13 protein-coding genes and 1 pseudogene are annotated in these 24,740 nt (G+C 69.3%); 6 read left to right on the top strand and 8 right to left on the bottom strand.

Annotated features, from left to right (window positions below; translation table 11 throughout):
* Positions 1 to 156: 156 nt before the first annotated feature.
* The 6 genes and pseudogenes from SM757_RS16980 to SM757_RS16955 all read left to right on the top strand — a co-directional run bounded on the left by SM757_RS16980 (position 157) and on the right by SM757_RS16955 (position 16,303).
* On the top strand, positions 157 to 336 hold the full coding sequence (locus SM757_RS16980) for a hypothetical protein (RefSeq protein ID WP_322466399.1): 180 nt from the start codon (positions 157 to 159) through the stop codon (positions 334 to 336).
* Positions 252 to 725: a PilZ domain-containing protein gene (locus SM757_RS16975; protein ID WP_322466398.1), complete on the top strand. Its 474-nt coding sequence runs from the start codon at positions 252 to 254 to the stop codon at positions 723 to 725. Before SM757_RS16980 ends, SM757_RS16975 begins: the two co-directional genes overlap by 85 nt.
* A 294-nt stretch (positions 726 to 1,019) precedes the next feature.
* Entirely contained in the window at positions 1,020 to 1,676 is a 657-nt protein-coding gene (locus SM757_RS16970; RefSeq protein WP_322466396.1) for a hypothetical protein, read from the top strand.
* A gap of 450 nt (positions 1,677 to 2,126) precedes the next feature.
* Positions 2,127 to 2,339: pseudogene (locus SM757_RS35575) on the top strand (ESPR-type extended signal peptide-containing protein); the annotation flags it as partial.
* Positions 2,340 to 2,432: 93 nt separating this feature from the next.
* Complete coding sequence (locus tag SM757_RS16960; RefSeq protein WP_322466395.1) at positions 2,433 to 14,576, top strand: YDG domain-containing protein; 12,144 nt, start codon at positions 2,433 to 2,435, stop codon at positions 14,574 to 14,576.
* A gap of 32 nt (positions 14,577 to 14,608) precedes the next feature.
* Positions 14,609 to 16,303 carry a ShlB/FhaC/HecB family hemolysin secretion/activation protein gene (locus SM757_RS16955; RefSeq protein ID WP_322466394.1) on the top strand — a complete coding sequence of 565 codons (1,695 nt, stop codon included), beginning with the start codon at positions 14,609 to 14,611 and terminating at the stop codon, positions 16,301 to 16,303.
* A 13-nt stretch (positions 16,304 to 16,316) separates the two neighbouring features.
* Here the strand turns inward: SM757_RS16955 and fba are convergent, their stop codons facing one another.
* The 8 genes from fba to SM757_RS16915 form a co-directional block, all read right to left on the bottom strand.
* A complete protein-coding gene (fba, locus tag SM757_RS16950; RefSeq protein ID WP_066331252.1) occupies positions 16,317 to 17,336 on the bottom strand; it encodes a class II fructose-bisphosphate aldolase in 1,020 nt (339 codons plus the stop codon).
* A 41-nt stretch (positions 17,337 to 17,377) separates the two neighbouring features.
* Positions 17,378 to 19,372 carry a transketolase gene (tkt, locus tag SM757_RS16945; protein ID WP_322466393.1) on the bottom strand — a complete coding sequence of 665 codons (1,995 nt, stop codon included), beginning with the start codon at positions 19,370 to 19,372 and terminating at the stop codon, positions 17,378 to 17,380.
* Positions 19,373 to 19,669: 297 nt separating this feature from the next.
* Positions 19,670 to 20,548 carry a phosphoribulokinase gene (locus tag SM757_RS16940; RefSeq protein WP_066331259.1) on the bottom strand — a complete coding sequence of 293 codons (879 nt, stop codon included), beginning with the start codon at positions 20,546 to 20,548 and terminating at the stop codon, positions 19,670 to 19,672.
* A 179-nt stretch (positions 20,549 to 20,727) separates the two neighbouring features.
* Positions 20,728 to 21,768: a class 1 fructose-bisphosphatase gene (locus SM757_RS16935; protein WP_322466392.1), complete on the bottom strand. Its 1,041-nt coding sequence runs from the start codon at positions 21,766 to 21,768 to the stop codon at positions 20,728 to 20,730.
* A gap of 63 nt (positions 21,769 to 21,831) precedes the next feature.
* Positions 21,832 to 22,506: an HAD family hydrolase gene (locus SM757_RS16930; RefSeq protein ID WP_066331264.1), complete on the bottom strand. Its 675-nt coding sequence runs from the start codon at positions 22,504 to 22,506 to the stop codon at positions 21,832 to 21,834.
* Positions 22,506 to 23,300, bottom strand: a complete 795-nt coding sequence (locus tag SM757_RS16925; RefSeq protein WP_407655771.1) for an HAD-IA family hydrolase — start codon at positions 23,298 to 23,300, stop codon at positions 22,506 to 22,508. Before SM757_RS16925 ends, SM757_RS16930 begins: the two co-directional genes overlap by 1 nt.
* 49 nt (positions 23,301 to 23,349) lie before the next feature.
* Positions 23,350 to 24,294 carry a CbbX protein gene (cbbX, locus tag SM757_RS16920; RefSeq protein WP_322466390.1) on the bottom strand — a complete coding sequence of 315 codons (945 nt, stop codon included), beginning with the start codon at positions 24,292 to 24,294 and terminating at the stop codon, positions 23,350 to 23,352.
* Positions 24,295 to 24,308: 14 nt separating this feature from the next.
* On the bottom strand, positions 24,309 to 24,731 hold the full coding sequence (locus SM757_RS16915) for a ribulose bisphosphate carboxylase small subunit (RefSeq protein ID WP_066331267.1): 423 nt from the start codon (positions 24,729 to 24,731) through the stop codon (positions 24,309 to 24,311).
* Positions 24,732 to 24,740 lie beyond the last annotated feature (9 nt).

Raw genomic sequence — 24,740 nt, 5'->3', positions numbered from 1 at the left:
ATTGGCTGAATTTTTGCCGAGTGTGTCCAGGTTTGAGGGAGGAGACGCTTCGAATCGAGCTTGCGGCGGGCGAAAGGACGAAAAATTGCCACCGGCGCTGCGTGGGGTATGAGCTGATATGCCCGCTCGGGTCATTCCAGGGCATGCCGTGCAGGAATGACGCGCGCCACGGTGCCGTGGTATTTCAAACTGGAGCGGATATTCTGGCGGACTGCCGAATTTGCAGGTGGCGCCGGCCTGTTCCGTATTCCGTGGGAGTTATTCGGAACGGACGAGGAAAATCAAAGAAAAGGCCGTGGCGTCGCGGGAAAATATTTAAATATTCTGGGGGCGTGAACGTGTTGGATGCGCAGGAAAGTTCCCCTTGGGCCAATGCCAGCGTCGACAGGCGCGAGGCCGAGCGAAAACGGTTTCGCGCACTGGCCGAATTACGCTTGCCCAACCAGCAGGTGGTACCCGTGCGAGCCTTCGACATCAGCGCAGACGGCATAGGCGTGGTGTCGCCGCTCAACATCCGACTGGAGACGCTCTGCCAGATCAAGGTGCGCACGCCCATCCTGGATGCGGGCATCGAGGTCTTTCAATTGCGCGCACGCGTCACGCACAGCGTGCTCAGCGCCAAGGAGGCGGGCTTCATGCTGGGCTTGGACTTCGAGAACCCGCCCGCGGCAGCGGTGAACGTGATCAAGCAGTACGTGAAGACGGCCGGCTGGATGCGCGACTGACCGCGGCGGACTGCACGGCAACCCCGGGAGGGGCGGCCTGAACTGGAATGCCTGCCGCTGCACGGCCCCGCAGGCACAGGCACGCGGCGGCCTCCCCCTTCGGAGTGAGCCTGCGTACCCCTCCACGGAGGGCTGAACGGCACAGGGGGCCCGCGCAACTGAAAGCGCAGATCCGCAACGCCTTCAACGGCTTGCGCGATCGGCAGGGCCGCCGCTGAAGCCAGGCGCGGCGCGCCGGCCCCATCCGCTTTGCCTCACACGCCTGGTGACCTGTGCATCACAAGGAGTTCCGCCATGAACCGATCCAACTTTTCCCTGCGCCGCGCCGCCCTTGCCGCCGGCTTGGCGGCCGCGGCCGCCGCGTCGTCCACCGCCGCGCTGGCCGCGGGCGACGACCTGGCCGCCGCCGAATGGGACGCGCCCTTCGTCTTCAACATGGTCCGCTCGCCGGGGCTGGCCTCGTCGCCGGCCTGCGTGGTCAACGCCAAGGGCCGCGTCTCCATTCAGAAGGTGGGCGAGGCCGAGGAGATGACGGTGCAACTGCAGGGCTTGCCGGCCAACACGGAGTTCGACCTGTTCGTCCTGAGCGTGCCCAACTTCCCCTTCGGCATGGGCTGGTACCAGGGCGACATGAAGACCGACTGGCAAGGCAAGGCCCGCCAGAAGTTCATCGGCCGCTTCAACAAGGAAACGTTCTCGCTGGCCATAGGCAACTCGGTGCCGGCGCCGCACGTGCACGACAGCCCCTTCCCCGACGCCTCGGCCACGCCGCTGACGCCGCCGGTGCACCAGTACCACCTGGGCCTGTGGTTCAACTCGCCCGCCGACGCCCAAAAGGCCGGCTGCCCCGGCGCGGTCACGCCCTTCAACGGCGAGCACAACGCGGGCGTGCAGGTGCTCAACACCAGCAACTTTCCTGACCTGGCCGGTCCGCTCAAGCGCGTGAAGTAAGCCGGCTGTGCAGGCCGGACCCGCTGCCGTCCAGGCGGACGGCGGCGGTTTTCACGACAGCAGCGCTGCGCAGGCGGCGCTGCCGCAAGGCCTACCCGGCCTCTGCGTGCCATCAGTGCACGCCGGGGCCGGACACGGTGGATAGCGCCGTCTCAAAATGTTCTTCCTGTGACATTTAAAAACAATGATGTCTTTAATATAAATTTTGAGATATTTCCAATAATTGGATTTTTGCTATCAGAGAAAAATCAGGAAGTAAAAAATTAAATGTGCATCATTACCGAATTCAAAGACTTTGAGGCGATTTGCGGGCGGGGCAAACAATATTCCCAGTATTGGTAATTTTTTGTATTTCTATCTAGACACGAAAATATTTGTAATTCTCAAAGAAGGTATTGCATTTGTACTAAATGCCGCAGGGCTTGATTCCGAATAAGGCGTACGCCTTCGATGGTTTCCAAGCAGCTTTCGCCGTGCTGGGCCGTCGGTTTTAAAAACAACAAGTCGGGTCCGTGCTCCCGGTGGGGGTTATTGGCCACGGCTTGCTTATTTGCAGCCTTCATGTCCCGCCACGCTTCGAAAAATCGCGCCTTTGCTCTTGTTTGGAACGACAGCAGCAATTCCTGGGTTCCGGCTGCCGAGGGCTCGCGAGCCAGAGGCAAGCGCCACACGGTGGTGCTGGCCGCGGCGATGGTTCTCATGGGCGGGGTCGGCGCGGCGCAGGCAGCCGATGCGGTCTTGCCAGGCGGCGGGCAAGTGGTTCAGGGGCAGGCCACGATCCAGCAGGCCGGCTCGGCGATGACCATACGGCAGGCCACGAAGGCTGCGGCCATCGACTGGCAGCGCTTTTCCATAGGCGCGGGGGCGACGGTCAACTTCCAGCAGCCTTCGGCCGCCTCGATCGCCCTCAACCGCGTCGTCGGCCAGGATCCGACCCAGATCCTGGGCTCGCTCAACGCCAATGGGCAGGTCTTCATCGTCAACCCCAACGGCGTGCTTTTTGCGCGCGGTGCGCAGGTCAGCGCCGCGGGCATCCTGGCTTCGACGCGCGACGTGGCCAGCGCCGACTTCGCCACGGGCCGCATCCGCCTGGAAGGCAGCGGCAGCGCCGGCGTGGTCAACCAGGGCCGGCTGTCCGCGCAGCCGGGCGGCTACGTGGCGCTGGTGGGGGCGCAGGTGGTCAATGCCGGCACCATAGAGGCCCCGCGCGGCGACGTGCGCCTGGCTGCGGCCGATGCGGTGTCGCTGCGCGTGGACGGCGCGGGCCTGGCCGGCTTCATGGTCGAGCGCGGCACCCTGGACGCGCTGGCCGCCAACCACGGCCTCATCCGCGCCGACGGCGGACGCGTCGCGCTGACGGCCGACGCGGCCGACGCCCTGGCGCGCGCGGTGGTCAACCACACCGGCATCATCGAAGCGCAAACCGTGGACAACCACGGCGGCGTGATCGAGCTGCGCGGCGACGCGCAGGTCGGACGCGTGGACATCAGCGGCAAGCTCGACGCGTCCGCGGCCAGCGGCACGGGCGGCCGCGTCACGGCCACCGCGCACGACGTGGCGTTGCAAGGCAGCGCCGCCATCGACGCCTCCGGCGCGGCCGGCGGCGGCACGGTGCTGGTAGGCGGCGGCTGGCAGGGCGGCGACGCCTCGGTGGCCAATGCCTCCACCGTGCTCATGGCGCCGGGCGCACGCATCGACGTCTCCGCGCGCGAGCGCGGCCAGGGCGGCACCGCGGTGCTGTGGTCGCAGGACCGCACCGCCTTCGGCGGCGACATCGCCGCGCGCGGCGGCGCGCAGGGCGGCGACGGCGGCCGCGTCGAGACCTCCAGCCACGACAAGCTGCAGGTGCTGGGCCAGGTCGACGCAGGCGCCTCCGGCGCCGCCGGCCAGTGGCTGCTCGATCCGAGCAACGTCACCATCGCCAGCTCCGGCGCCAGCGGCACCGGCTTCAGCGGCTCCAGTACCAACGGTGACACGGCAACGTTCACGCCCACGGCCGACTCCGTCATCCTGGCCAGCACCATCGTCAACTCGCTCAATGCGGGCGCCAACGTCACGGTCACCACCGGCTCCACGGGCAGCTCCAGCGGCAACATCAACGTCAACGCGCCCATCGTCGTGAGCGGGCCCAACGGCTACACCACCACGCTCACGCTGCTGGCGGCCAACGACATCAACGTCAACGCGCTGATTTCCTACAACCCGTCGGTCTACTACAGCAAGCTCAACGTGGTGCTCACGCCGGGCAGCGCGGGCAACGTCAGCTTTTCCTCGGCAGGCAAGGTGTCCACCGGCGGTGGCAACTTCTACGTCGGCTCGGTCGCGGGCAGCGGCTACAGCGAGGCGGTGAGCCGCGCGGGCCAGAACTTCACCATGGCCGCCGGCAGCAGCGTCAACGTCAGCAGCAACTACGGCAGCGGCATGCTGGACGTGCAGGTCAACGGCGCCATCACGCTGGCCGCCAACAGCCTCACCAACACCGGCGGCTCGGCCTACTACAACGACGGCGTGACCCCTTCGCAGTCGGGCAACTACATCTTCCTGCGCGGCGCCAGCATCGACAGCGGCAACACGGCGCCCGCCACGGCCGACATCATCACCCGCGTGGGCACCACGCTGCAGGCCGGCAGCATCGGCAGCAGCGCCAACCCCATCAAGATCTCCGGCGGCGCGTTCCGCGGCTACGGCACGCTCTCCGTCAACAACGACGCCGGCAGCTCCTACATCAACGAGGTCGGCACGCAGGCCTTCAGCACCGTCTCGGTCAACCTGGGCAGCCAGGCCGACAGCACGCAGGACATCCGCGTCCTGGACGACTTCGGCGGCGACGGCCACTCCGGCACCGGCCACATCCTGCTCAAGACCGACGCCAGCGGCGTGCTCAACGTCGCCACCGGCGACGTCAACACCCTAGGCGCCGGCCAGCCCGGGGACTACACGCACACCAACGTCCAGATCAGCGCCGGCAACATCACGTTCGCCGATGGCGCGGTGAAGACCGGCCAGGGCGCCTTCAGCGCGTCGGCCACCACGCTGCGCTCGGCCGCCCCGGCCAACGAGGTGGCCGAGATCGAGTCGCCGGACATCCGGCTCAGCGGCACGACCATAGGCACGCAGGCCAACCCGCTGGAGCTGGCCGTGGGCGCCATGGCCTCAGAGGGCTCGCTGGCCGTCTACCAGAACGGCGGCTCCACCTTCCTGAAGTCGGTGGATGACAACATCACCTTCGTCGACCTCAACAACGTCAAGGATGCGGGCACGCATTCCATCCTGTTCGCCGGTGGCGACCACATCGACTATGTCACCGACGGCAGCAACGTCGTGCTGCCCACGATCAGTGGCGGCGCCTCCGACGGCAAGACCTTCTTCGCCACCACGGGCCTGGACGTCACGCGGCGCTTCCGCTGGGGGGTCAACCTCACGGCCCTCACCGGCGGTGTCCGCTTCGACGACAACGCTGTCGACCTGGGCCCCAGCAGCTTCAACCTGACCATCCCCAGGAGCAACACCGAAGGCACCATCGCCTCGCTCAAGCCGTACGATGCCGCCCATCCGGCGGCCCAGATCACGGCCGGCGACGTGAGCTTCAGCGTGCTCAACGAGGACACGCCTGGCGTCACTTCCATAGGCGCCGGCGGCTACGACATCCAGATCGCGCAGGGCAGCGGTACCGTCGACAACACCTTGTCGGTGTCAACGCAACAAGGCAGCGTTTTCATCCGCGAACTCACGCCCAACCATTTCAAGACCATCAACCTGTCGCTGGGCGGAACCAGCGCGCCTCAGACGGTGGCCATAGACCTTGCCGGCCCCGACGACATCAACTTCTCCGACAACGGCAGCCTGGTGACGGTGGATGCCGCCAAGGTGGCGGTGGCCGGCAACAACCGCAGCTTCAGCCTTTCGGCCAGCAAGCGCAGCATCCAGACCGACGGCAATGCCGTGGGCACGGGCAGCTACTCGCTCTCGGCGGGCAACCAGCTCCTGCTCAACGGCGACATCAAGACCCTGGGTGTCGGCGAGGCGCTCTACTTCGATGGCCTGGAGACCTACCCCTACGCCTATGGCGGCGACATCAGCCTGACCGGCAGCAAGGGCGTGAACCTGCTGCGCTCGGTGGTGGTGGACAGCAACGTCGCACGCACCGGCCAGGGCGGCAACATCTACGTGAGCGCCGACCAGTCGATTCCTGCAGGCACGCTGTCGGCTACCAGCGCCGGCGCCACCCTGACGCTGCGCTCAAGCTCCAACTCCAGCGATGGGGCCAGCGGCAGCATCAACATGCCGCTCAACACCGATGCCCGCGCAGGGTTCCACCTGGCCGGCGTCACGCTGGACGCCTCGGGTGCGACGCCCTCGGACGACAACTACGTCAGCCTGGGCAACTCGCGCGCGGGCGGCAGCAGCATCGTGCTCAACGGCGATTTCTCCGCCTCGGGCAAGACCTACCTCTACAGTCCGAACGGCGGCTTCACCATCGACACGACGGGTGACGCCGGCAGCAGCATCAGCTTGGGCGGCACGCTGCAGACCGCGGGCTACGCCGTCACGCTCAACCCGGGCAGCGGCGGCGTCCAGCTCACGCGCAGCCTCGACGTCACGACCAAGAGCAACAGCTCCAACACCAGCGCCGGCAGCCTCACCATCAACGGCGGCGTGTCGGCCAGCGCTTCCGGTGCCGCACTGACCATCAATGCACGCTCACCCGACAGCAGCGGGGGCGCAGTGGCGATCACCGGTGGGGCGACCGCCGTGGGCGGCGCCTACCTCGACAGCCTGAGCATCGACACCAGCCGCGGCTCCAGCGGCTCCAGCGGCGCCATCACCCTGGGTGCCGCGGTGGCCACCGAAGGCGCGCAAACCTATGCTGGCGGCAGCCTGAGCGTTGCCGGCGGCATGAGCACCAACGGCGGCGACATCGATGTGGGCAACACCGCGGGCGTGGCCTTCACCGGCAGCGCCATCTCGATAGACACCGATCGCTCAGGCGGCAGCAACGCCGCCGGTGCCTTGCGCCTGGGCTCCAGGACGCTCAACGGCAACTACGCCCTGAGCATCGACACCACGGCCGATGGCGGCGGCGCGGCCGCCGACCTGGCGCTCAACGGCGTGGGCAACAGCACGGCGCTGAGCGCGCTCGACGTGGCCGCGGGCAACGTCACCGTGAGCGGGTCCGTCCGCGCCGCGGGCGCCGTCACCATGGAGGCGCGCGGCGCCAGCGCCGACCTGACCATCGCCAGCAGCGGCTCGGTGGCCACCACCAACGCCAGCCCCATCGTCCTGGCGGCCGGCCGCAACTTCACCAACAGCAAGGGCGCCTCCGGCATCGTGCCGGGCAGCGGCGGGCGCTACCTCGTCTACTCCTCCACGCCCTCCGGCAGCCTGGAGGGCATGACGGGCTACAGCAAGCACTACAACGAAGCCTACGTTGCCGGCGCCACGCCGTCGTACGCCGGCAGCGGCAACTGGTTCCTCTACAGCGTTGCGCCGGTCATCAGCGTGGCCACCAACGGCAACAGCATCGTCTACGGCAATGCCACGCCGTCGCTGACCCTGACGTCCTCCAACTACAGCGGCTTCATCGATGGCGACTCGCGCTCCACGCTCACGGGCACGCAGACGCTGTCGCTGGCCGCGCCCAGCGCCAACTCCAGCGGCGGCTACCGCCCGGTGGGCACTTACGCCTACACGCTCAACGGCACGCTCACCGACAGCCTGGGCTACCAGTACGCGCCTTTCAGCGCCAACCTGGTGGTGACGCCTCGCGCACTGGCCGTCACCGGCATCAGCGCCTCGAACAAGGTCTACGACGGGAACGCGACCGCCACGCTCACCGGGACGGCCTCGTTCGGCAGTGCCTTGGAAGGCGACGCGGTCACACCCGTGACGGGCAGCGCCAGCTTCGCCGATGCCAACGCCGGCACCGGCAAGACCGTGACGCTCAGCGGCTTCAGCCTCACCGGCGCGGATGCCGGCAACTACACGCTCTCCCAATCGTCACTGGTCGCCAACATCACGCCCAAGGCGCTGAGCATCAGCGGTTCCAGCGTCAGCACCAAGACCTACGACGGCAGCACGGCCGCCAACGTCAATGCCGGCACGCTGGCGGGCCTGGTCAGCGGTGAAACGCTGGGCGTGAGCGCCAGCGGCACCTACGCCAACAAGAACGTCGGCACGGGCAAGAACGTCACCACGGCGTACACGCTGTCCAACGACTCCGGGCGGGCCTCCAACTACACGCTGGCGGGCGAAACGCTCAGCGGCGACATCACGGCCAAGGCCATCACGGTGGCGGCTGCCGGCGTCAACAAGGTCTACGACGGCTCCACCAGCGCCAGCACGACCTTCTCCAGCAGCGGCGTGATCGGTGGCGACACGGTGAGCTTCTCCGGCACGGCCACGCTGGACAACAAGAACGTGGGCACGGGCAAGACGGTGAGCGTCAGCGGCATTGCCGCGGCCGGCACCGACGCGGGCAACTACACGCTCAACAACACCACCGCCACGACCACCGCCAACGTCACGGCCAAGGCCATCACGGTGGCGGCCTCCGGCGTGAACAAGGTGTACGACGGCAGCACCAACGCCAGCGCGAACCTCTCCAGCACCGGGGTGGTCGAGGGCGACACGGTGAGCTTCTCCGGCACGGCCGCGCTGAACAACAAGAACGTGGGTACGGGCAAGACGGTGAGCGTCAGCGGCATTGCCGCGGCCGGTGACGACGCAGGCAACTACACGCTCAACAACACCACCGCCACGACCACCGCCAACGTCACGGCCAAGGCCATCACGGTGGCGGCCTCCGGCGTGAACAAGGTCTACGACGGCAGCACCAACGCCGGCGCGAACCTCTCCAGCACCGGCGTGGTCGAGGGCGACACGGTGAGCTTCTCCGGCACGGCCACGCTGGACAACAAGAACGCGGGCACGGGCAAGACGGTGAGCGTCAGTGGCATCGCCGCGGCCGGTGACGACGCGGGCAACTACACGCTCAACAACGCCACCGCCACGACCACGGCCGACGTCACGGCCAAGGCCATCACGGTGGCGGCTGCCGGCGTGAACAAGGTCTACGACGGCAGCACCAACGCCGGCGCGAACCTCTCCAGCACCGGTGTGGTCGAGGGCGACACGGTGAGCTTCTCCGGCACGGCCGTGCTGAACAACAAGAACGTGGGCACGGGCAAGACGGTGAGCGTCAGCGGCATTGCCGCGGCCGGTGACGACGCGGGCAACTACACGCTCAACAACGCCACCGCCACGACCACCGCCAACGTCACGGCCAAGGCCATCACGGTGGCGGCTGCCGGCGTGAACAAGGTCTACGACGGCAGCACCAACGCCGGCGCGACCCTCTCCAGCACCGGCGTGGTCGAGGGCGACACGGTGAGCTTCTCCGGTACGGCCGCACTGAACAACAAGAACGCGGGCACGGGCAAGACGGTGAGCGTCAGCGGCATTGCCGCGGCCGGTGACGACGCGGGCAACTACACACTCAACAACACCACCGCCACGACCACGGCCGACGTCACGGCCAAGGCCATCACGGTGGCCGCCGCTGGCGTGAACAAGGTGTACGACGGCAGCACCAACGCCGGCGCGAACCTCTCCAGCAGCGGCGTGGTCGGCGGCGACACGGTGAGCTTCTCCGGCACGTCCACGCTGGACAACAAGAACGCGGGCACGGGCAAGACGGTGAGCGTTGCCAGCATCACCGCCGCCGGTGCTGATGCAGGCAACTACACGCTCAACAACACCACCGCCACGACCACGGCCGACGTCACGGCCAAGGCCATCACGGTGGCGGCCGCCGGCGTGAACAAGGTGTACGACGGCTCCACCAACGCCGGCGCGACGCTCTCCAGCAGCGGCGTGGTCGAAGGCGATGTGGTGAGCTTTTCCGGCACGGGCACGCTGAACAACAAGAACGTGGGCACGGGCAAGGCGGTGAGCGTCGGCGGCATCACTGCCGCCGGTGCCGACGCGGGCAACTACACGCTGAACAACACCACCGCCACCACCACGGCCGACGTCACGGCCAAGGCCATCACGGTGGCGGCAGCCGGCGTGAACAAGGTCTACGACGGCAGCACCAACGCCGGCACGACCCTCTCCAGCACCGGCGTGGTCGAGGGCGATGTGGTGAGCTTCTCCGGCACGGGCACGCTGAACAACAAGAACGTGGGGACGGGCAAGACGGTGAGCGTCAGCGGCATTGCCGCGGCCGGCACCGACGCGGGCAACTACACGCTGAACAACACGACGGCCACGACCACGGCCGACGTCACGGCCAAGGCCATCACGGTGGCGGCCGCCGGCGTGAACAAGGTCTACGACGGCAGCACCAACGCCGGCACGACCCTCTCCAGCACCGGCGTGGTCGAGGGTGATGTGGTGAGCTTCTCCGGCACGGGCACGCTGAACAACAAGAACGTGGGCACGGGCAAGACGGTGAGCGTCAGCGGCATTGCCGCGGCCGGCACCGACGCGGGCAACTACACGCTGAACAACACGACGGCCACGACCACGGCCGACGTCACGGCCAAGGCCATCACGGTGGCGGCAGCCGGCGTGAACAAGGTGTACGACGGCAGCACCAACGCCGGCACGACCCTCTCCAGCACCGGCGTGGTCGAGGGCGATGTGGTGAGCTTCTCCGGCACGGGCACGCTGAACAACAAGAACGTGGGCACGGGCAAGACGGTGAGCGTCGGCGGCATCACTGCCGCCGGTGCTGATGCGGGCAACTACACGCTGAACAACACCACCGCCACGACCACGGCCGACGTCACGGCCAAGGCCATCACGGTGGCGGCTGCCGGTGTCAACAAGGTTTACGACGGCAGCACCAATGCCGGTGCGAACCTCTCCAGCACCGGGGTGGTCGAAGGCGACACGGTGAGCTTCTCCGGCACGGGCACGCTGAACAACAAGAACGTGGGCACGGGCAAGGCGGTGAGCGTCGGCGGCATCACTGCCGCCGGTGCCGACGCGGGCAACTACACGCTGAACAACACCACCGCCACCACCACGGCCGACGTCACGGCCAAGGCCATCACGGTGGCGGCTGCCGGTGTCAACAAGGTCTACGACGGCTCCACCAACGCCGGCACGACCCTCTCCAGCAGCGGTGTGGTCGAGGGCGATATGGTGAGCTTCTCCGGCACGGCCACGCTGAACAACAAGAACGTGGGCACGGGCAAGACGGTGAGCGTCGGCGGCATCACTGCCGCCGGTGCTGATGCGGGCAACTACACGCTCAACAACACCACCGCCACGACCACGGCCGACGTCACGGCCAAGGCCATCACGGTGGCTGCCAGCGGCGTGAACAAGGTCTACGACGGTAGCACCCACGCCGCCGTGAACCTCTCCAGCACCGGCGTGGTCGAGGGCGACACGGTGAATTTCTCCGGCACGGCCGCGCTGAACAACAAGAACGTGGGCACGGGCAAGGCGGTCAACGTCAGCGGCATCACCGCGGGCGGCGCCGACGCGGGCAACTACAGCTTCAACACGACGGCCACCTCCACGGCCGATGTCGCGGCCAAGGTCATCACCGTGGCTGCCAGCGGCGTGAACAAGGTCTACGACGGCAGCACCCACGCCGCGGTGAACCTCTCCAGCACCGGCGTGGTCGAGGGCGATGCGGTGAGCTTCTCCGGCACCGCCGCGCTGGCCAACAAGAACGCGGGTACGGGCAAGACGGTGAGCGTCGGCGGCATCGCTGCCGCCGGTGCCGACGCGGGCAACTACACGCTTGAAAACACGACGGCCACGACCACGGCCGACGTCACGGCCAAGGCCATCACGGTGGCGGCTGCCGGCGTCAACAAGGTCTACGATGGCAGCACGCATGCTGGCGTGAACCTCTCCAGCGCCGGCGTGGTCGAGGGCGATGCGGTGAGCTTCTCCGGCACCGCCGCGCTGGCCAACAAGAACGCGGGCATGGGCAAGACGGTGAGCGTCGGCGGCATCGCCGCCGCCGGTGCCGACGCGGGCAACTACACGCTCGACAACACCACCGCCACGACCACGGCCGACGTCACGGCCAAGGCCATCACGGTGGCCGCCAGCGGCGTCAACAAGGTGTACGACGGCAGCACGCATGCTGGCGTGAACCTCTCCAGCGCCGGCGTGGTCGAGGGCGACACGGTGAGCTTCTCCGGCACCGCCGCGCTGGCCAACAAGAACGTGGGCACGGGCAAGGCGGTGAGCGTCGGCGGCATCGCTGCCGCCGGTGCCGACGCGGGCAACTACTCGCTGAACAACACCACCGCCACGACCACGGCCGACGTCACGGCCAAGGCCATCACGGTGGCCGCCGCCGGTGTGAACAAGGTCTACGACGGCAGCACGCATGCTGGCGTGAACCTCTCCAGCGCCGGCGTGGTCGAGGGCGACGCGGTGAGCTTCTCCGGCACCGCCGCGCTGGCCAACAAGAACGTGGGCACGGGCAAGACGGTGAGCGTCAGCGGCATTGCGGCGGCCGGTGCCGACGCAGGCAACTACACGCTCAACAACGGCACCGCCACGACCACGGCCGACGTCGCGGCCAAGGCCATCACGGTGGCGGCCGCCGGTGTGAACAAGGTCTACGACGGCAGCACCCACGCCGCCGTGAACCTCTCCAGCACCGGCGTGGTCGAGGGCGACACGGTGAGCTTCTCCGGCAACGCCCTGCTGGACAGCAAGAACGCGGGCAAGGGCAAGGCGGTCAACGTCAGCGGCATCGCCGCGGGCGGCGCCGACGCGGGCAACTACAGCTTCAACACGACGACCACGACCACGACCGACGTCGCGGCCAAGGCCATCACGGTGGCCGCCGCCGGTGTGAACAAGGTCTACGACGGCAGCACCCGTGCTGGCGTGAACCTCTCCAGCGCCGGCGTGGTCGAGGGCGACGCGGTGAGCTTCTCCGGTACCGCTGCGCTGGCCAACAAGAACGCGGGCACGGGCAAGACGGTGAGCGTCAGCGGCATTGCCGCGGCCGGTGCCGACGTGGGCAACTACACGCTCAACAACACAACGGCCACGACCACGGCCGACGTCACGGCCAAGGCCATCACGGTGGCGGCCGCCGGCGTGAACAAGGTCTACGACGGCAGCACCAGCGCCGCTGTGAACCTCTCCAGCGCCGGCGTGGTCGAGGGCGACGCGGTGAGCTTCTCCGGCACCGCCGCGCTGGCCAACAAGAACGTGGGCAAGGGCAAGGCGGTGAGCGTCAACGGCATCGCTGCGGCGGGCGCCGATGCGGGCAATTACACGCTGAGCAACAGCACGGCCACGGCCACGGCCGACGTCGCGGCCAAGGCCATCACGGTGGCGGCTGCCGGTGTGAACAAGGTCTACGACGGCAGCGCCCACGCCGCCGTGAAGCTTTCCAGCACCGGCGTGATCGAGGGCGACGCGGTAAGCTTCGCCGGCAACGCCCTGCTGGACAGCAAGAACGCGGGCAAGGGCAAGGCGGTCAACGTCAGCGGCATCACCGCGGGCGGCGCCGACGCGGGCAACTACAGCTTCAACACGACGGCCACGACCACGACCGACGTCGCGGCCAAGGCCATCACGGTGGCAGCCAGCGGCGTGAACAAGGTCTACGACGGCAGCACCCATGCCGCCGTGAATCTCTCCAGCGCCGGCGTGGTCGAGGGCGACGCGGTGAGCTTCTCCGGCATCGCCGCGTTGGCCAACAAGAACGTGGGCCTGGGCAAGACGGTGAGCGTCGGCGGCATCGCTGCCGCCGGTGCCGACGCGGGCAACTACACGCTCGACAACACGACGGCCACGACCACGGCCGACGTCACGGCCAAGGCCATCACGGTGGCCGCCGCCGGTGTCAACAAGGTCTACGACGGCAGCACCAGCGCCGCCGTGAACCTCTCCAGCACCGGCGTGGTCGAGGGCGACGTGGTGAGCTTCTCCGGCACGGCCCTGCTGGACAACAAGAATGCGGGCACGGGCAAGGCGGTGAGCGTCAACGGCATCGCTGCGGCGGGTGCCGACGCGGGCAACTACAGCTTCAACACGACGGCCACGACCACGACCGACGTCGCGGCCAAGGCCATCACGGTGGCGGCCAGCGGCGTGAACAAGGTCTACGACGGCAGCACGGCGGCCGCCGTCATCCTGGGCAGCAACGGCGTGCTCGCCGGTGACCAGGTGAGCTTCAGCGGTACCGCAACGCTGGCCGACAAGAACGCCGGTGCGGGCAAGGTGGTCAACGTCACCGACATCCATGCCAGCGGCTTGGACAGCGGCAACTACAGCATCAACACGGCGGCCAGCACGACCACGGACGTCACCCCGCGCCTGCTGACGGTGGCGCTGCAGGGCAGCGTGGCCAAGTCCGAAGACGGCAATGCCGGCGCCGCGCTCACGCCGTCCAACTACAGCCTCACGGGCGTGGTGTCCGGCGAGTCCATCGCCATCACCCGCGCCATCGGCCGCTTCGACGACGCCACCGTGGGCACGAACAAGGGCGTGAGCGTTTCGCTGCAGGCCTCGGACTACCAGGCCGGCAACCAGACGCTGCTGGCCAACTACAGCCTGTTCACGGGAACCGTTTCCGGCGCGATTGGCGAGGTGCGTGACGCCGTCACCACGGCACCGGCGTACATCGCCGCCATCAACGCCGGCGCGACGATGGCTGCCGTGCCGTCGCCTGCTCCCGCTCCCGCCGCGGAAGCGGTGCCCACCGTGGCCTCCGCCGAGAAGGGCGTTTCCGAAGGCGAGGATGTCAGCCAGCCGCGCCAAGGCACGGCCCGCAAGGCCGAGGCCACGGTGGTGAGCAACAACACGCGCGAGAACCTGCTGATGCGGCGGACCTTCAGCGTTGGCGACGGCGGTATCCGGCTGCCCGCAGGCGTGCAGGGCTCGGACAAGGACGCCGCCCAGTGAGCGCATACCCGCATCCAATCAATTCCAGCGACATGAGCCATTCACTCCCCTTCTTCCCCGCGGGCCACGGCTCGCGCCCCGCCCTGCTGGCCGCGGCCCTGGCCGCTGCGGTGTGGGCCCTGCCGGCGGCGGCGCAGCCGGTGCCCGACGCCGGGCAAGTGCTGCGGGACCTGCGTCCGCCCGTGGAGCAAGTGCCGCGCGGCGGCGCCACCTTGACCGTGCCGGCCGACACCGACACCAGCGCGGACCAGGGCCAGCGCTTTGCGGTACGCACCCTCCGCATCGAAGGCGTGCGCAGCCTGGACGAGGCCGAGGTGCGCGCGCTCGTGGCGCCGCTGGAAGGCACGCAGGCGAGCCTGGGCGAGTTGCGCCAGGCGGCACAGCGCATCACGCGCTTCTACCGCGAGCGCGGCTTCATCGTGGCGCGGGCCTACTTGCCCGCCCAACAGGTGGTTGACGGCGCAGTGACCATCTCGGTCCTGGAAAGCTCGCTCAACACCTTCTCCTTCGACAACCGCTCCGGCATGCAGGAGCCGGTGATGGCCGCGGTGGTCCAGTCCCAGGATCTGCTGCACAAGCCCATCGTGGCCGACTCCATGGACCGGACGCTGCTGCTGCTGGCGGACCTGCCTGGCGTGGGCAACGTCAGCGGCAACCTCAAGCCCGGCCAGCAGGTGGGAACGTCCGACATGGTCATCTCGGTGGAGCCGGGCAAGGCCGTGGAAGGCGACGTGTCACTGGACAACCACGGCAACCGCTACACCGGCGCGCAGCGGCTCAACGGGCACGTCATGTTCAACAACCCGCGCGGCGTCGGCGACCGTTTGGACCTGCGCGCCACCGTGACCAACGAACAGCTCCTTTCCGGGCGGGCCGCCTACGACCTGCCCCTGAGCGACAACGGCCTGCGCGGCGGCGTGGCGGCCAGCTACAGCCGCTACGAGCTGGGCCGCGAGTTCGCACGGCTGGATGCCTTCGGCTCGGCCCGCAGCGTGACGGCCTACGCGGCGTGGCCGCTGTTGCGCGGCCTGACCCGCAACGTCTGGCTGAGCGGCTCCATCGAGTACCGCGATCTGCACGACGTGGTGCGCTCCACCGGCACCACGACTGACAAGCAGGCGCAGGCCGGCAACTTCGAGGCTTACGGCGATTGGGCCGATGCACTGGCCGGCGGCGGCTACAGCACTTGGCGCGTGGGCGGCACGGTGGGCCATCTGGACATCCAGACGCCGGCGGCGCGGGCGTCGGATGAAGCGGGTCCAAGGGCTGGCGGCGGCTATTCCAAGCTGCAGCTGGGCCTGAGCCGGCTGCAGACCGTCACGTCCGACGTGACGCTGTCCGTGTCGGCCTCGGCCCAAACGGCCAGCAAGAACCTGGATTCGTCGGAGAAGTTCGTCGTGGGCGGCGCCTACGGCGTGCGGGCCTACCCGCAAGGCGAAGGCGTGGGCGACGAGGGCTGGCTGGCCAGCATCGAGCTGCGCCGCCCGCTCAGCGCCCAATGGCAGGCCAGCGTCTTCTACGACGTTGGCGGCGTGCACTACAGCAAGACGCCCTACGCGGCCGGCCGCAACCAGCAGACCTTGCGGGGCATGGGCGTGGGCGTGGCGGGGCAATGGAGCAACGGCGCCTACGTGCGCACCAGCGTGGCCTGGCGTGACGGCGAAGCGTCCATCACCGCGCCGGATCACAACCCGCGGCTGTGGGTCACGGCCGGCTGGCGCTTCTGAGCGCGGGCGGGGCTCACGCCGCCAGCGGCAGGGCCCTGATGCGCGAGGCCTGCCCCGCGCAGCCGAACGCTTCGAAGCGCTCGGCGCACAGCGCCTGCGCCGCCGCCGTGGCCTGCTTGAGGAAGGCGCGGGGGTCGAACTCGCTGCGCTGCTGCGCCATGGCGCGGCGCATGGCGCCCGTCATGGCCAGGCGTATGTCGGTGTCTATGTTGATCTTGCGCACGCCGTGGCGAATGCCCTCCTGTATCTCGGCCACCGGCACGCCGTAGGTCTCGCGGATGTCGCCGCCGTGCTCGCGGATGACGGCCAGCCACGCCTGCGGCACCGAGGAGGAGCCGTGCATCACCAGGTGCGTGTTGGGCAGCCGGGCGTGGATCTGCTTGATGCGTTCGATCGCCAGGATGTCGCCCGTCGGTTGCCGGCTGAATTTATAGGCACCGTGCGAGGTGCCTATGGCGATGGCCAGCGCGTCCACGCCGGTTTGGGCCACGAAGTCGGCGGCCTGGGCCGGGTCGGTGAGCAGTTGCTCGTGCGACAGCGTGCCTTCGGCGCCGACGCCGTCCTCCTCGCCGGCCTGGCCGGACTCCAGCGAGCCCAGGCAGCCCAGCTCGCCCTCCACCGACACGCCCACCGCCTGCGCCATGCGCACCACCTGGCGCGTCACGTCCACGTTGTAGTCGTAGGTCGCGGGCGTCTTGGCGTCCGGCATGAGCGAGCCGTCCATCATCACGCTGGTGAAGCCGGAGCGTATGGCCTGCACGCACACGGCCGGGCTGGCCGCGTGGTCCTGGTGCAGGACGATGGGCAGTTGCGGGTACATCTCGGCCGCGGCTTCCACCATCTTGCGCAGGAAGGGCTCGCCGGCGTATTTGCGCGCGCCCGCCGAGGCCTGCAGGATGACCGGGCTGTCCGTCTGCCGGGCGGCCTGCATGATGGCCTGTATCTGCTCCAGGTTGTTGACGTTGAAGGCCGGCACGCCGTAGCCGTGCTCGGCGGCGTGGTCCAGCAGGTGGCGCAGGGAGATCATGGGCATGGTGAGGTTCCTGGTGTGATGGACAAAGGGGCTGGCGGCACTCAGGCGATGAGCCTTTTCGCTCTCTGCGCCACCGCCTGCGCCGTGAACCCGAAGTGCTCGTACAGCGCCGGCGCGGGCGCCGATTCGCCGAAGCGCTCCAGCGCCACCACGTCGCCGTCCTCGCCCACGTACTTCCACCACAGGCCGCTGCGGCCGGCCTCCATGGCCAGGCGCGGCACGCCGCGCGGGATGACGCTGCGCCTGTAAGCCTCGTCCTGCCGCTCGAAAGCCTCCAGGCAGGGCGCGGACACCACGCGCGCGGAGATGCCCTCGTCGGCCAGCCGCTGCGCGGCGGCCAGCGCCAGCCCCACCTCGGAGCCCGTGGCGATGAGCACCACCTGCGCGCCGCGCGCCTCGCGCAGCACGTAGGCGCCGCGGGTGATGAGGGCAGTGCGATCCGCCCCGTCGCCCGCATGCGGCAGCGCCTGGCGGCTCAGCAGCAGGCAACTGGGCCCGTCGCTGCGCAGCAGCGCCTCCTGCCAGGCCATGGCGGTTTCCGTCGCATCGGCCGGGCGCCACACGTCCAGGCCCGGGATCAGGCGCAGGCTGTGCGCGTGCTCCACCGGCTGGTGGGTTGGGCCGTCCTCGCCCAGGCCTATGGAGTCGTGCGTGAACACGTGCACCACGGGCAGCCGCATCAGCGCCGCCATGCGCAGCGCGTTGCGCGAGTAGTCCGAGAAGGTCAGGAACGTGCCGCCGAAGGGCCTGTAGCCGCCGTGCAGCGCCACGCCGTTCATCACCGCCGCCATGCCGAACTCGCGCACGCCGTAGTGCACGTGGTTGCCCACGCCGCGGCCGGTGAGCGGTTCGCTGCCCTTCCAGTCGGTCAGGTTGGAGCCCGTCAGGTCCGCCGAGCCGCCGAGCAGCTCCGGCGCCGTGGGCGCCACCGCGTTGAGCAGGTCCTGCGAGGCCTTGCGCGTGGCGACCTTGGCGCCGCGCTGCTCGGCCTCGCGCACGGCCTGCGCCAGCGCGGCCACCGTCGCTTGCGGCAAGCCACCGCGCACGCGGCGCTGGAGTTCGGCCGCCAGCTCGGGGTGGGCCTGCGCGTAGGCATCGAAACGCTGCTGCCACTGCCGGTGTTGCGCCGCGCCGCGCTCCACGGCGTCCCAGGCCTGGCGCACCTCGGCCGGTATCTCAAAGGGCGGCGCGTCCCAGTCCAGCGCCTGCCGGGTGAGCGTGATCTCCGCGTCGCCCAACGGAGCGCCATGCACGTCGGCCGTGCCGGCGCGGTTGGGCGAGCCCTGGCCGATGCGCGTGCGGCAGCACACCAGCACGGGACGGTCGGACTGGCGCGCCTGCGCGATGGCGGCGTCCAGCGCGGCGAAGTCGTGGCCATCCACGTCGCGCAGCACCGTCCAGCCGTAGGCCTCGAAACGCGCGGGGGTGTCGTCGCCGAACCAGCCCTTCACGTTGCCGTCTATGGAGATGCCGTTGTCGTCGTAGAAGGCCACCAGCTTGTTCAGGCCCCAGGTGCCGGCCAGGGAGCAGGCCTCGTGGCTGATGCCCTCCATCAGGCAGCCGTCGCCCAGGAACACCCAGGTGCGGTGGTCCACGATCTCGTGCCCCGGGCGGTTGAACTCGCGCGCCAGCAGTTTTTCGGCCAGCGCCATGCCCACCGCGTTGGTCAAACCTTGGCCCAGCGGGCCGGTGGTGGTTTCCACGCCCGGGGTCAGGCCGACCTCCGGGTGGCCGGGCGTGAGCGAGCCGAGCTGGCGGAAGTTCTGAAGCTCGCGCATGGGCAGCGCATAGCCGCTCAGGTGCAGCAGCGCGTACAGCAGCATGGAGCCGTGGCCGTTGGAGAGCACGAAGCGGTCGCGGTCGGCCCAGGCCGGATCGGCCGGGTCGTGCTTCAAGTGGTGGCGCCACAGCGCCTCCGCGATGTCGGCCATGCCCATGGGCATGCCGGGATGGCCGGAATTGGCCGCCTGCACGGCGTCCATGGCAAGCACGCGCAAGGCGTTGGCGCAGCGGCGGCGCTGGGAATCGGTGGGCATGGCGTCTCCTTCCTGGCTGTTCAAAGGAATCGTGGTGAGCGGAATAAAAGGTCGTCATGCCCGCTTGGACGGTGCAGCCTGCATGGGCGGCGCGCGGCCCCGGCATCCGAGGCCATTCGCAAATGGCGTCCCCTGCATCGCGCTGACCCGAGAGCCCTACCCGCCTTCCCAGGCAGGGACCCACACGCGATGCCGGACCTGTCAGTTCCCCGGCTGCACCGTGCGGCCAGGCCTCCCCAGACGGCCTGGTCGCGCGGGCATGACGACGTAAAGCGGTTGTGTGGCGGCGCCCGTTGCCTACGCCACCATGGCCTGCCGGCGGCGCTCCATGAGCCGCAGGATCATGGGCGTGAAGATCAGCTGCATGGCCAGGTCCATCTTGCCGCCGGGCACCACCAGGGTGTTGGCGCGCGACATCCAGGAGTCGTGCAGCATGCTCAGCAGGTAGGGAAAGTCGATGCCCTTGGGATTGGCGAAGCGGATCACCACCAGGCTCTCGTCCGGCGTGGGGATGGTGCGGGCGATGAAGGGGTCGGACGTGTCGACCACCGGCACGCGCTGGAAGTTGATGTGCGTGCGCGTGAACTGCGGGCAGATGTAGTGCACGTACTCGTGCATGCGGCGCAGGATCACGTCCGTCACCGCTTCCGTCGAGTAGCCGCGCGTGGCCTTGTCGCGGTGGATCTTCTGGATCCACTCCAGGTTGATCACCGGCACCACGCCAATGAGCAGGTCGGGGTAGCGGGCGACGTCGTGCTCGTCCGTCTTCACGCCGCCATGCAGGCCTTCGTAGAACAGTAGCTCCGATTCCGGCAGCGGCGCCCAGGGCGTGAAGGTGCCCGGCGGCTGCTTGAAGGGCGCGGCCTCCGCGTCGTCGTGCAGGTACTTGCGCGCCTGGCCGGTGCCGGTTTCGGCGTAGTGGCGGAAGAGGTTTTCCAGCTCGGAGAAGAGGTTGGCGTCGGTGCCGAAGTGGCTGAAGTGCGGCTTGCCGTTGGACTCGGCCTCGGCCATCTTCTTCTTCATCTCGGTGCGGTCGAAGCGGTGGAAGCTGTCGCCCTCGACGATGGCGGCGCGCACGCCCTCGCGGCGGAAGATGGTTTCAAAGGTGCGCGTCACCGAGGTGGTGCCGGCGCCTGAGGAGCCGGTGATGGCGACGATGGGATGTTTCACGGACATGGCGGCAGGCTCCTGTGGATCGTCAATTCGGTGGATTCGTGTTTGGGCGCGAAGGGGCGGCTGGCGGTTGGACTGGGTGCGGCGCGAATCCGTAGGAGGCCCGCTTGCGGGCCGAACCGTCGCTTGGCTGCAATTCGGCCCGCAAGCGGGCCTCCTACAAGCTCACGGCGAGGCACCTGTCAGACCGGCGCGAACAACCCGCGCTGGCCGAACAGCGGCGATCTGTAGCCGCCGTCCAGCAGTTGTTCCTCGTGGTAGCGCTCGATGCGCTCCACCTCGTCGGCCGAGCCGAAGATGAAGCCGACGCGCTGCTGCAGGGCCTCGGGCTCCAGCGTGAGCACGCGGTGCCGCCCGGTGCTGGCGCAACCGCCGGCCTGCTCGATGAGCATGCCCACCGGGTTGGCCTGGTGCAGCAGTTGCAGCCGCCCGGCGCGCTGCGGGTCCGTGCCGTCGCGCGGGCACAGGAACACGCCGCCGCGCAGCAGGATGCGGTGCGTCTCCGCCACCAGCGAGGCGATCCAGCGCATGGAGAAGTCCGCCCCGCGCACGCCGCCGCTGCCGGCCAGGCACTCGTCCACGTAGCGCTTGACGGCCGGCTCCCAGAAGCGGCTGTGCGAGGCGTTGATGGCGAACTCCCGCGTGCGCCGCGGCACCTGCAGGTTCGGATGGCTGAGCATCCATTCGCCCAGCTGCGGGTCCAGCGTGAAGCCGTGCGTGCCGTTGCCAAAGCTCAGCACCAACATGGTGGCCGGGCCATAGAGCGCGTAGCCCGCGCACACCTGGCTGCTGCCGGGCTGCAGCCAGTCCGTGTCGCCCGGCGTGGCGCCGGCCTGCGGCGCGCGCAGCACCGAGAACAGGCTGCCCACGCCGTGGTTGATGTCCAGGTTGCCCGCGCCGTCCAGCGCCTCGAACAGCAGCAGGTACTTGCCGCGCGGATAGGGCTCGGGAATGGGCGTGGCCGGCGCCTCGCCGCAGGCCGAGTAGCCCGCCAGGTTGCCGCCCCATTCGCACGCGCGGGTGAAGGCGTCGCGGGCGAACTGCAGGGTGGGCTCGCGCTCGGCGTCCTGGCCCAGCGCGCCGCGGGCCACGCGCGCGGCGATGGCCTTGCAGGCCAGCGACACGTCGGTCACCAGCGCGTTGAGCTCGCCCGTGGCGCGCGGGTGGCGCCGGCGTTCCTCGATGAGGAACTGCGTGAGGTTGCTGCGGCCTTCTATCAGCATGGGGAGGTCTCCTGAAGTTTGTTTTGAGATGGTTTTCTTGAGCCGAACGGGAGGGTGGGCGCTTCAGCCGCTCACGGCCTGCGGCGGCAGCAGCGCCAGCAACTGCTGCGGCGCGCGCAGCCGCCACACCGCCGGCCCGGGGTCGGCCACGCCGCCGTAGCCCCACGCCACCAGCGCGGCGGCGCAGCCCGCCGCGGCGGCGGCACCCAGGTCGGCCGGGCCGTCGCCCACCATGAGCAGCCGCGAGGGCATCACGCCGAACCATTGGGCGGCCGTCAGCAGCAGCGTGGGCGCGGGCTTGCGCTGCTCGGGGCTGTCCGCCCCCAGCACCACCGTGCACCAGGGCAGCAGGCCGGCCGCGTCCAGCACCGCGCGCGCCAGCGGCGTGGGCTTGTTGGTCACCACGGCCAGCGGCATGCGGCGCGAGAGCTGGCGCAGCGTGGCCTCCACCCCTTCGTAGGCGTGGCCGTGCGCCAGCGGCGCGGCCAGCGTGGCCTCGTCGAAGTGGCGGCGCAGCCGCTGCAGCAGCGTGGGGTGCGGGTCGCTCACCCCGCGCGCGCCCAGGGCACGGCGGATGAGCGCGTCCGGCCCGTCGCCCACCCAGCCGCGCACGGTGCGCAGCTCGAAGCCGGCGTCCAGGTGCTCGCGGCGCAACGCGTGGGCAAGCGCGGCGGCGATGTCCGGCGCGCTGTCCACCAGCGTGCCGTCCAGGTCCAGCGCGATGGCGTCGGCACGCATCACGCCGCGCCCTGGTAGAGCTGCCGCACCGCGCAGGCGGCCGGCGGGTGGCGCAACTGCTCCAGGCCCTGCAGCGTGAGCCAGGGCGCGTCCGGCAAGCGGGCGCCGGGCTCGCCGGCCAGCGGCTCACCGGGGTCGCCCAAGTGCGGCAGCAGCAGGTCGGCGCCGGTGAAATCCTCCGCCTCGCTCCACCAGGTGGGGGTGACCACGGTCCACAGCCCGGCGCCGCGCGCGGCGCGCAGGCCGTGGGCCGAGTCCTCGAAGGCGATGGCCTCCTCGGCGTCCGCGCCCAGGGTGCGAAGGACCAGCTCGTACACGTCCGGCGCGGGCTTCTTGCTCGCCACCAGGTCGCCGCAGGCGATGACGCCGAACAGGCCCGGCCCCTGCGGCCCCAGCGTGGCGGTGAGCAGCGCCTCCACGTTGGCCGGGCTGGTGGTGCTGGCGATGGCCAGGTGCATGCCGGCCTCGTGTGCCTCGCGCAACAGCCGCGCCACGCCGGGGCGCAGCTTCAACCGGCCGCCCGCCACCATGGCCGCGTAGTGCCGCGTCTTGGCCGCGTGCAGCGCCGGGATGTGGGCACGCAGCGCGCGGCGGTCGACCTCGCCCAGGTCCAGCGAGGCGGCGTGGTGCGCCATGCGCTCCTTGCCGCCGGTCACGTGCAGCAACTCGCGGTAGAGCGTCCGGCTCCAGTCCCAGCGCAGGCCGGCGTCGGCGAAGGCGGCGTTGAACGCCTGGCGATGCAGCTCCTCGGTGTCGGCCAGCGTGCCGTCCACGTCGAAGATCAGGGTGGTGATGCTCACGGGCAGGTCCTTGCGGTGGTGCCGTTGTGGGGCGATGCAGGTTTCAGGCCGCGTGGCGCGCGGCAAACACGCGGCTGGCCGTGACGTCGGCGGCCTGCAGCGTCACGAGCTGCTCCGGCTGCAGCGGCACGTCGCTGTCGAACAGCCGCGTGGCATGGCGCAGCCGCATGCGGTCCAGCGCGTTGCGCACGGAGCGCGCGTTGGCGAAGTGCGGCTGCGCGCGGCGCAGCGCGATGTAGCGCGCGAAGGCCTGCAGCGCCCCGTCGTCGAAGCGGTAGTGCAGCTTCTCCAGCATGAGCTGCGCGATGCGCAGCAGCTCCGGCTCGGTGTAGTCGGGGAAATCGATGTGGTGCGCGATGCGCGAGGCCATCCCCGGGTTGGAGCCGAAGAAGGTCTGCATGCGGTCCTTGTAGCCGGCCAGGATCACCACGATGTCCTCGCGCTGGTTCTCCATCACCTGCAGCAGGATCTCGATGGCCTCCTGGCCGTAGTCGCGCTCGTTCTCCGGGCGGTAGAGGTAGTAGGCCTCGTCGATGAAGAGCACACCGCCCATGGCCTTCTTGAGCACCTCGCGCGTCTTGGGCGCGGTGTGGCCGATGAACTGGCCCACCAGGTCGTCGCGCGTGACGGCCACGAGGTGCCCCTTGCGCACGTAGCCCAGCTGCTTGAGCACCTCGGCCATGCGCAGCGCCACCGTGGTCTTGCCCGTGCCCGGGTTGCCGGTGAAGCACATGTGCAGCGAGGGGGGCTGCGAGTTGAAGCCCTGTTGGGCGCGCAGCTTGTCCACCAGCAGCAGCGCGGCGATGTCGTGGATGCGGCCCTTCACCGGGGCCAGGCCCACCAGCTCGGCGTCGAGCTGCGCCAGCACCGCCTTGACGCCGCTGCTCTCGAAGAGCTGGCGCGGGCTCTCAATCGGGGCCGTGGGAACCGCCGCGGCGGCGGACGAGGCCGCCACGGCCTGGGAAGCGTCGAGCACGTCGGCTTGCATGGCGGCCTCCTGCATCAGCCGTAGCGCGCGCCTTCGGGCCGCGCCTGCGCCGCGTAGCCCTCGATGCGGTAATGCACCTGGCGCCCCGGCCCCTCGGAGCGCACCAGGCGGAAGCCCGGCTCGTCCTGCGGACGGTTGACGATGAAGGACAGCACCACCGACTCCGTGCCGTGCGTGGAGTCGAAGGCCGTCACACGGATGTAGTGGTGGGGGAAGGCCTTGCGGCAGTCCTTGATCTCCATGAGCACGCCGGCGGGGTCCTGCAGGTCGAACATGGGGTTGCCGTGCATTTCCCAGAAGGTGTTGCGCGGGTGCGGGTCGTCGGTGTACTCGATGCCGACGGCCCAGCCCTTGTCGAGGGCGTATTCGACCTGCTTGAGGATCTGCTCGTCCGTGAGGTCCGGCAGGAAGGAGAAGGTGCCTTGGGTCAGACGCATGTGAGGCTC

It is taken from the genome of Azohydromonas lata, from assembly GCF_034427735.1.
Classification (GTDB): Bacteria; Pseudomonadota; Gammaproteobacteria; order Burkholderiales; family Burkholderiaceae_C; genus Azohydromonas; species Azohydromonas lata.
Note: the sequence above shows the minus strand (reverse complement) of the source record. Positions and strands in the feature narration are given on the sequence as shown.

What these genes read in the sequence shown, in the direction of transcription:
- SM757_RS16930 (WP_066331264.1), bottom strand. Translation starts at nt 22,506, where the DNA reads ATGCGTGCCGACGCCATCGCGCTGGACCTGGACGGCACGCTGGTGGAC.
- tkt (WP_322466393.1), bottom strand. Translation starts at nt 19,372, where the DNA reads ATGCCCACCGATTCCCAGCGCCGCCGCTGCGCCAACGCCTTGCGCGTG.
- cbbX (WP_322466390.1), bottom strand. Translation starts at nt 24,294, where the DNA reads ATGCAAGCCGACGTGCTCGACGCTTCCCAGGCCGTGGCGGCCTCGTCC.
- SM757_RS16970 (WP_322466396.1), top strand. Translation starts at nt 1,020, where the DNA reads ATGAACCGATCCAACTTTTCCCTGCGCCGCGCCGCCCTTGCCGCCGGC.
- fba (WP_066331252.1), bottom strand. Translation starts at nt 17,336, where the DNA reads ATGCCCATGATCTCCCTGCGCCACCTGCTGGACCACGCCGCCGAGCAC.
- SM757_RS16955 (WP_322466394.1), top strand. Translation starts at nt 14,609, where the DNA reads ATGAGCCATTCACTCCCCTTCTTCCCCGCGGGCCACGGCTCGCGCCCC.
- SM757_RS16915 (WP_066331267.1), bottom strand. Translation starts at nt 24,731, where the DNA reads ATGCGTCTGACCCAAGGCACCTTCTCCTTCCTGCCGGACCTCACGGAC.
- SM757_RS16980 (WP_322466399.1), top strand. Translation starts at nt 157, where the DNA reads ATGACGCGCGCCACGGTGCCGTGGTATTTCAAACTGGAGCGGATATTC.
- SM757_RS16940 (WP_066331259.1), bottom strand. Translation starts at nt 20,548, where the DNA reads ATGTCCGTGAAACATCCCATCGTCGCCATCACCGGCTCCTCAGGCGCC.
- SM757_RS16935 (WP_322466392.1), bottom strand. Translation starts at nt 21,768, where the DNA reads ATGCTGATAGAAGGCCGCAGCAACCTCACGCAGTTCCTCATCGAGGAA.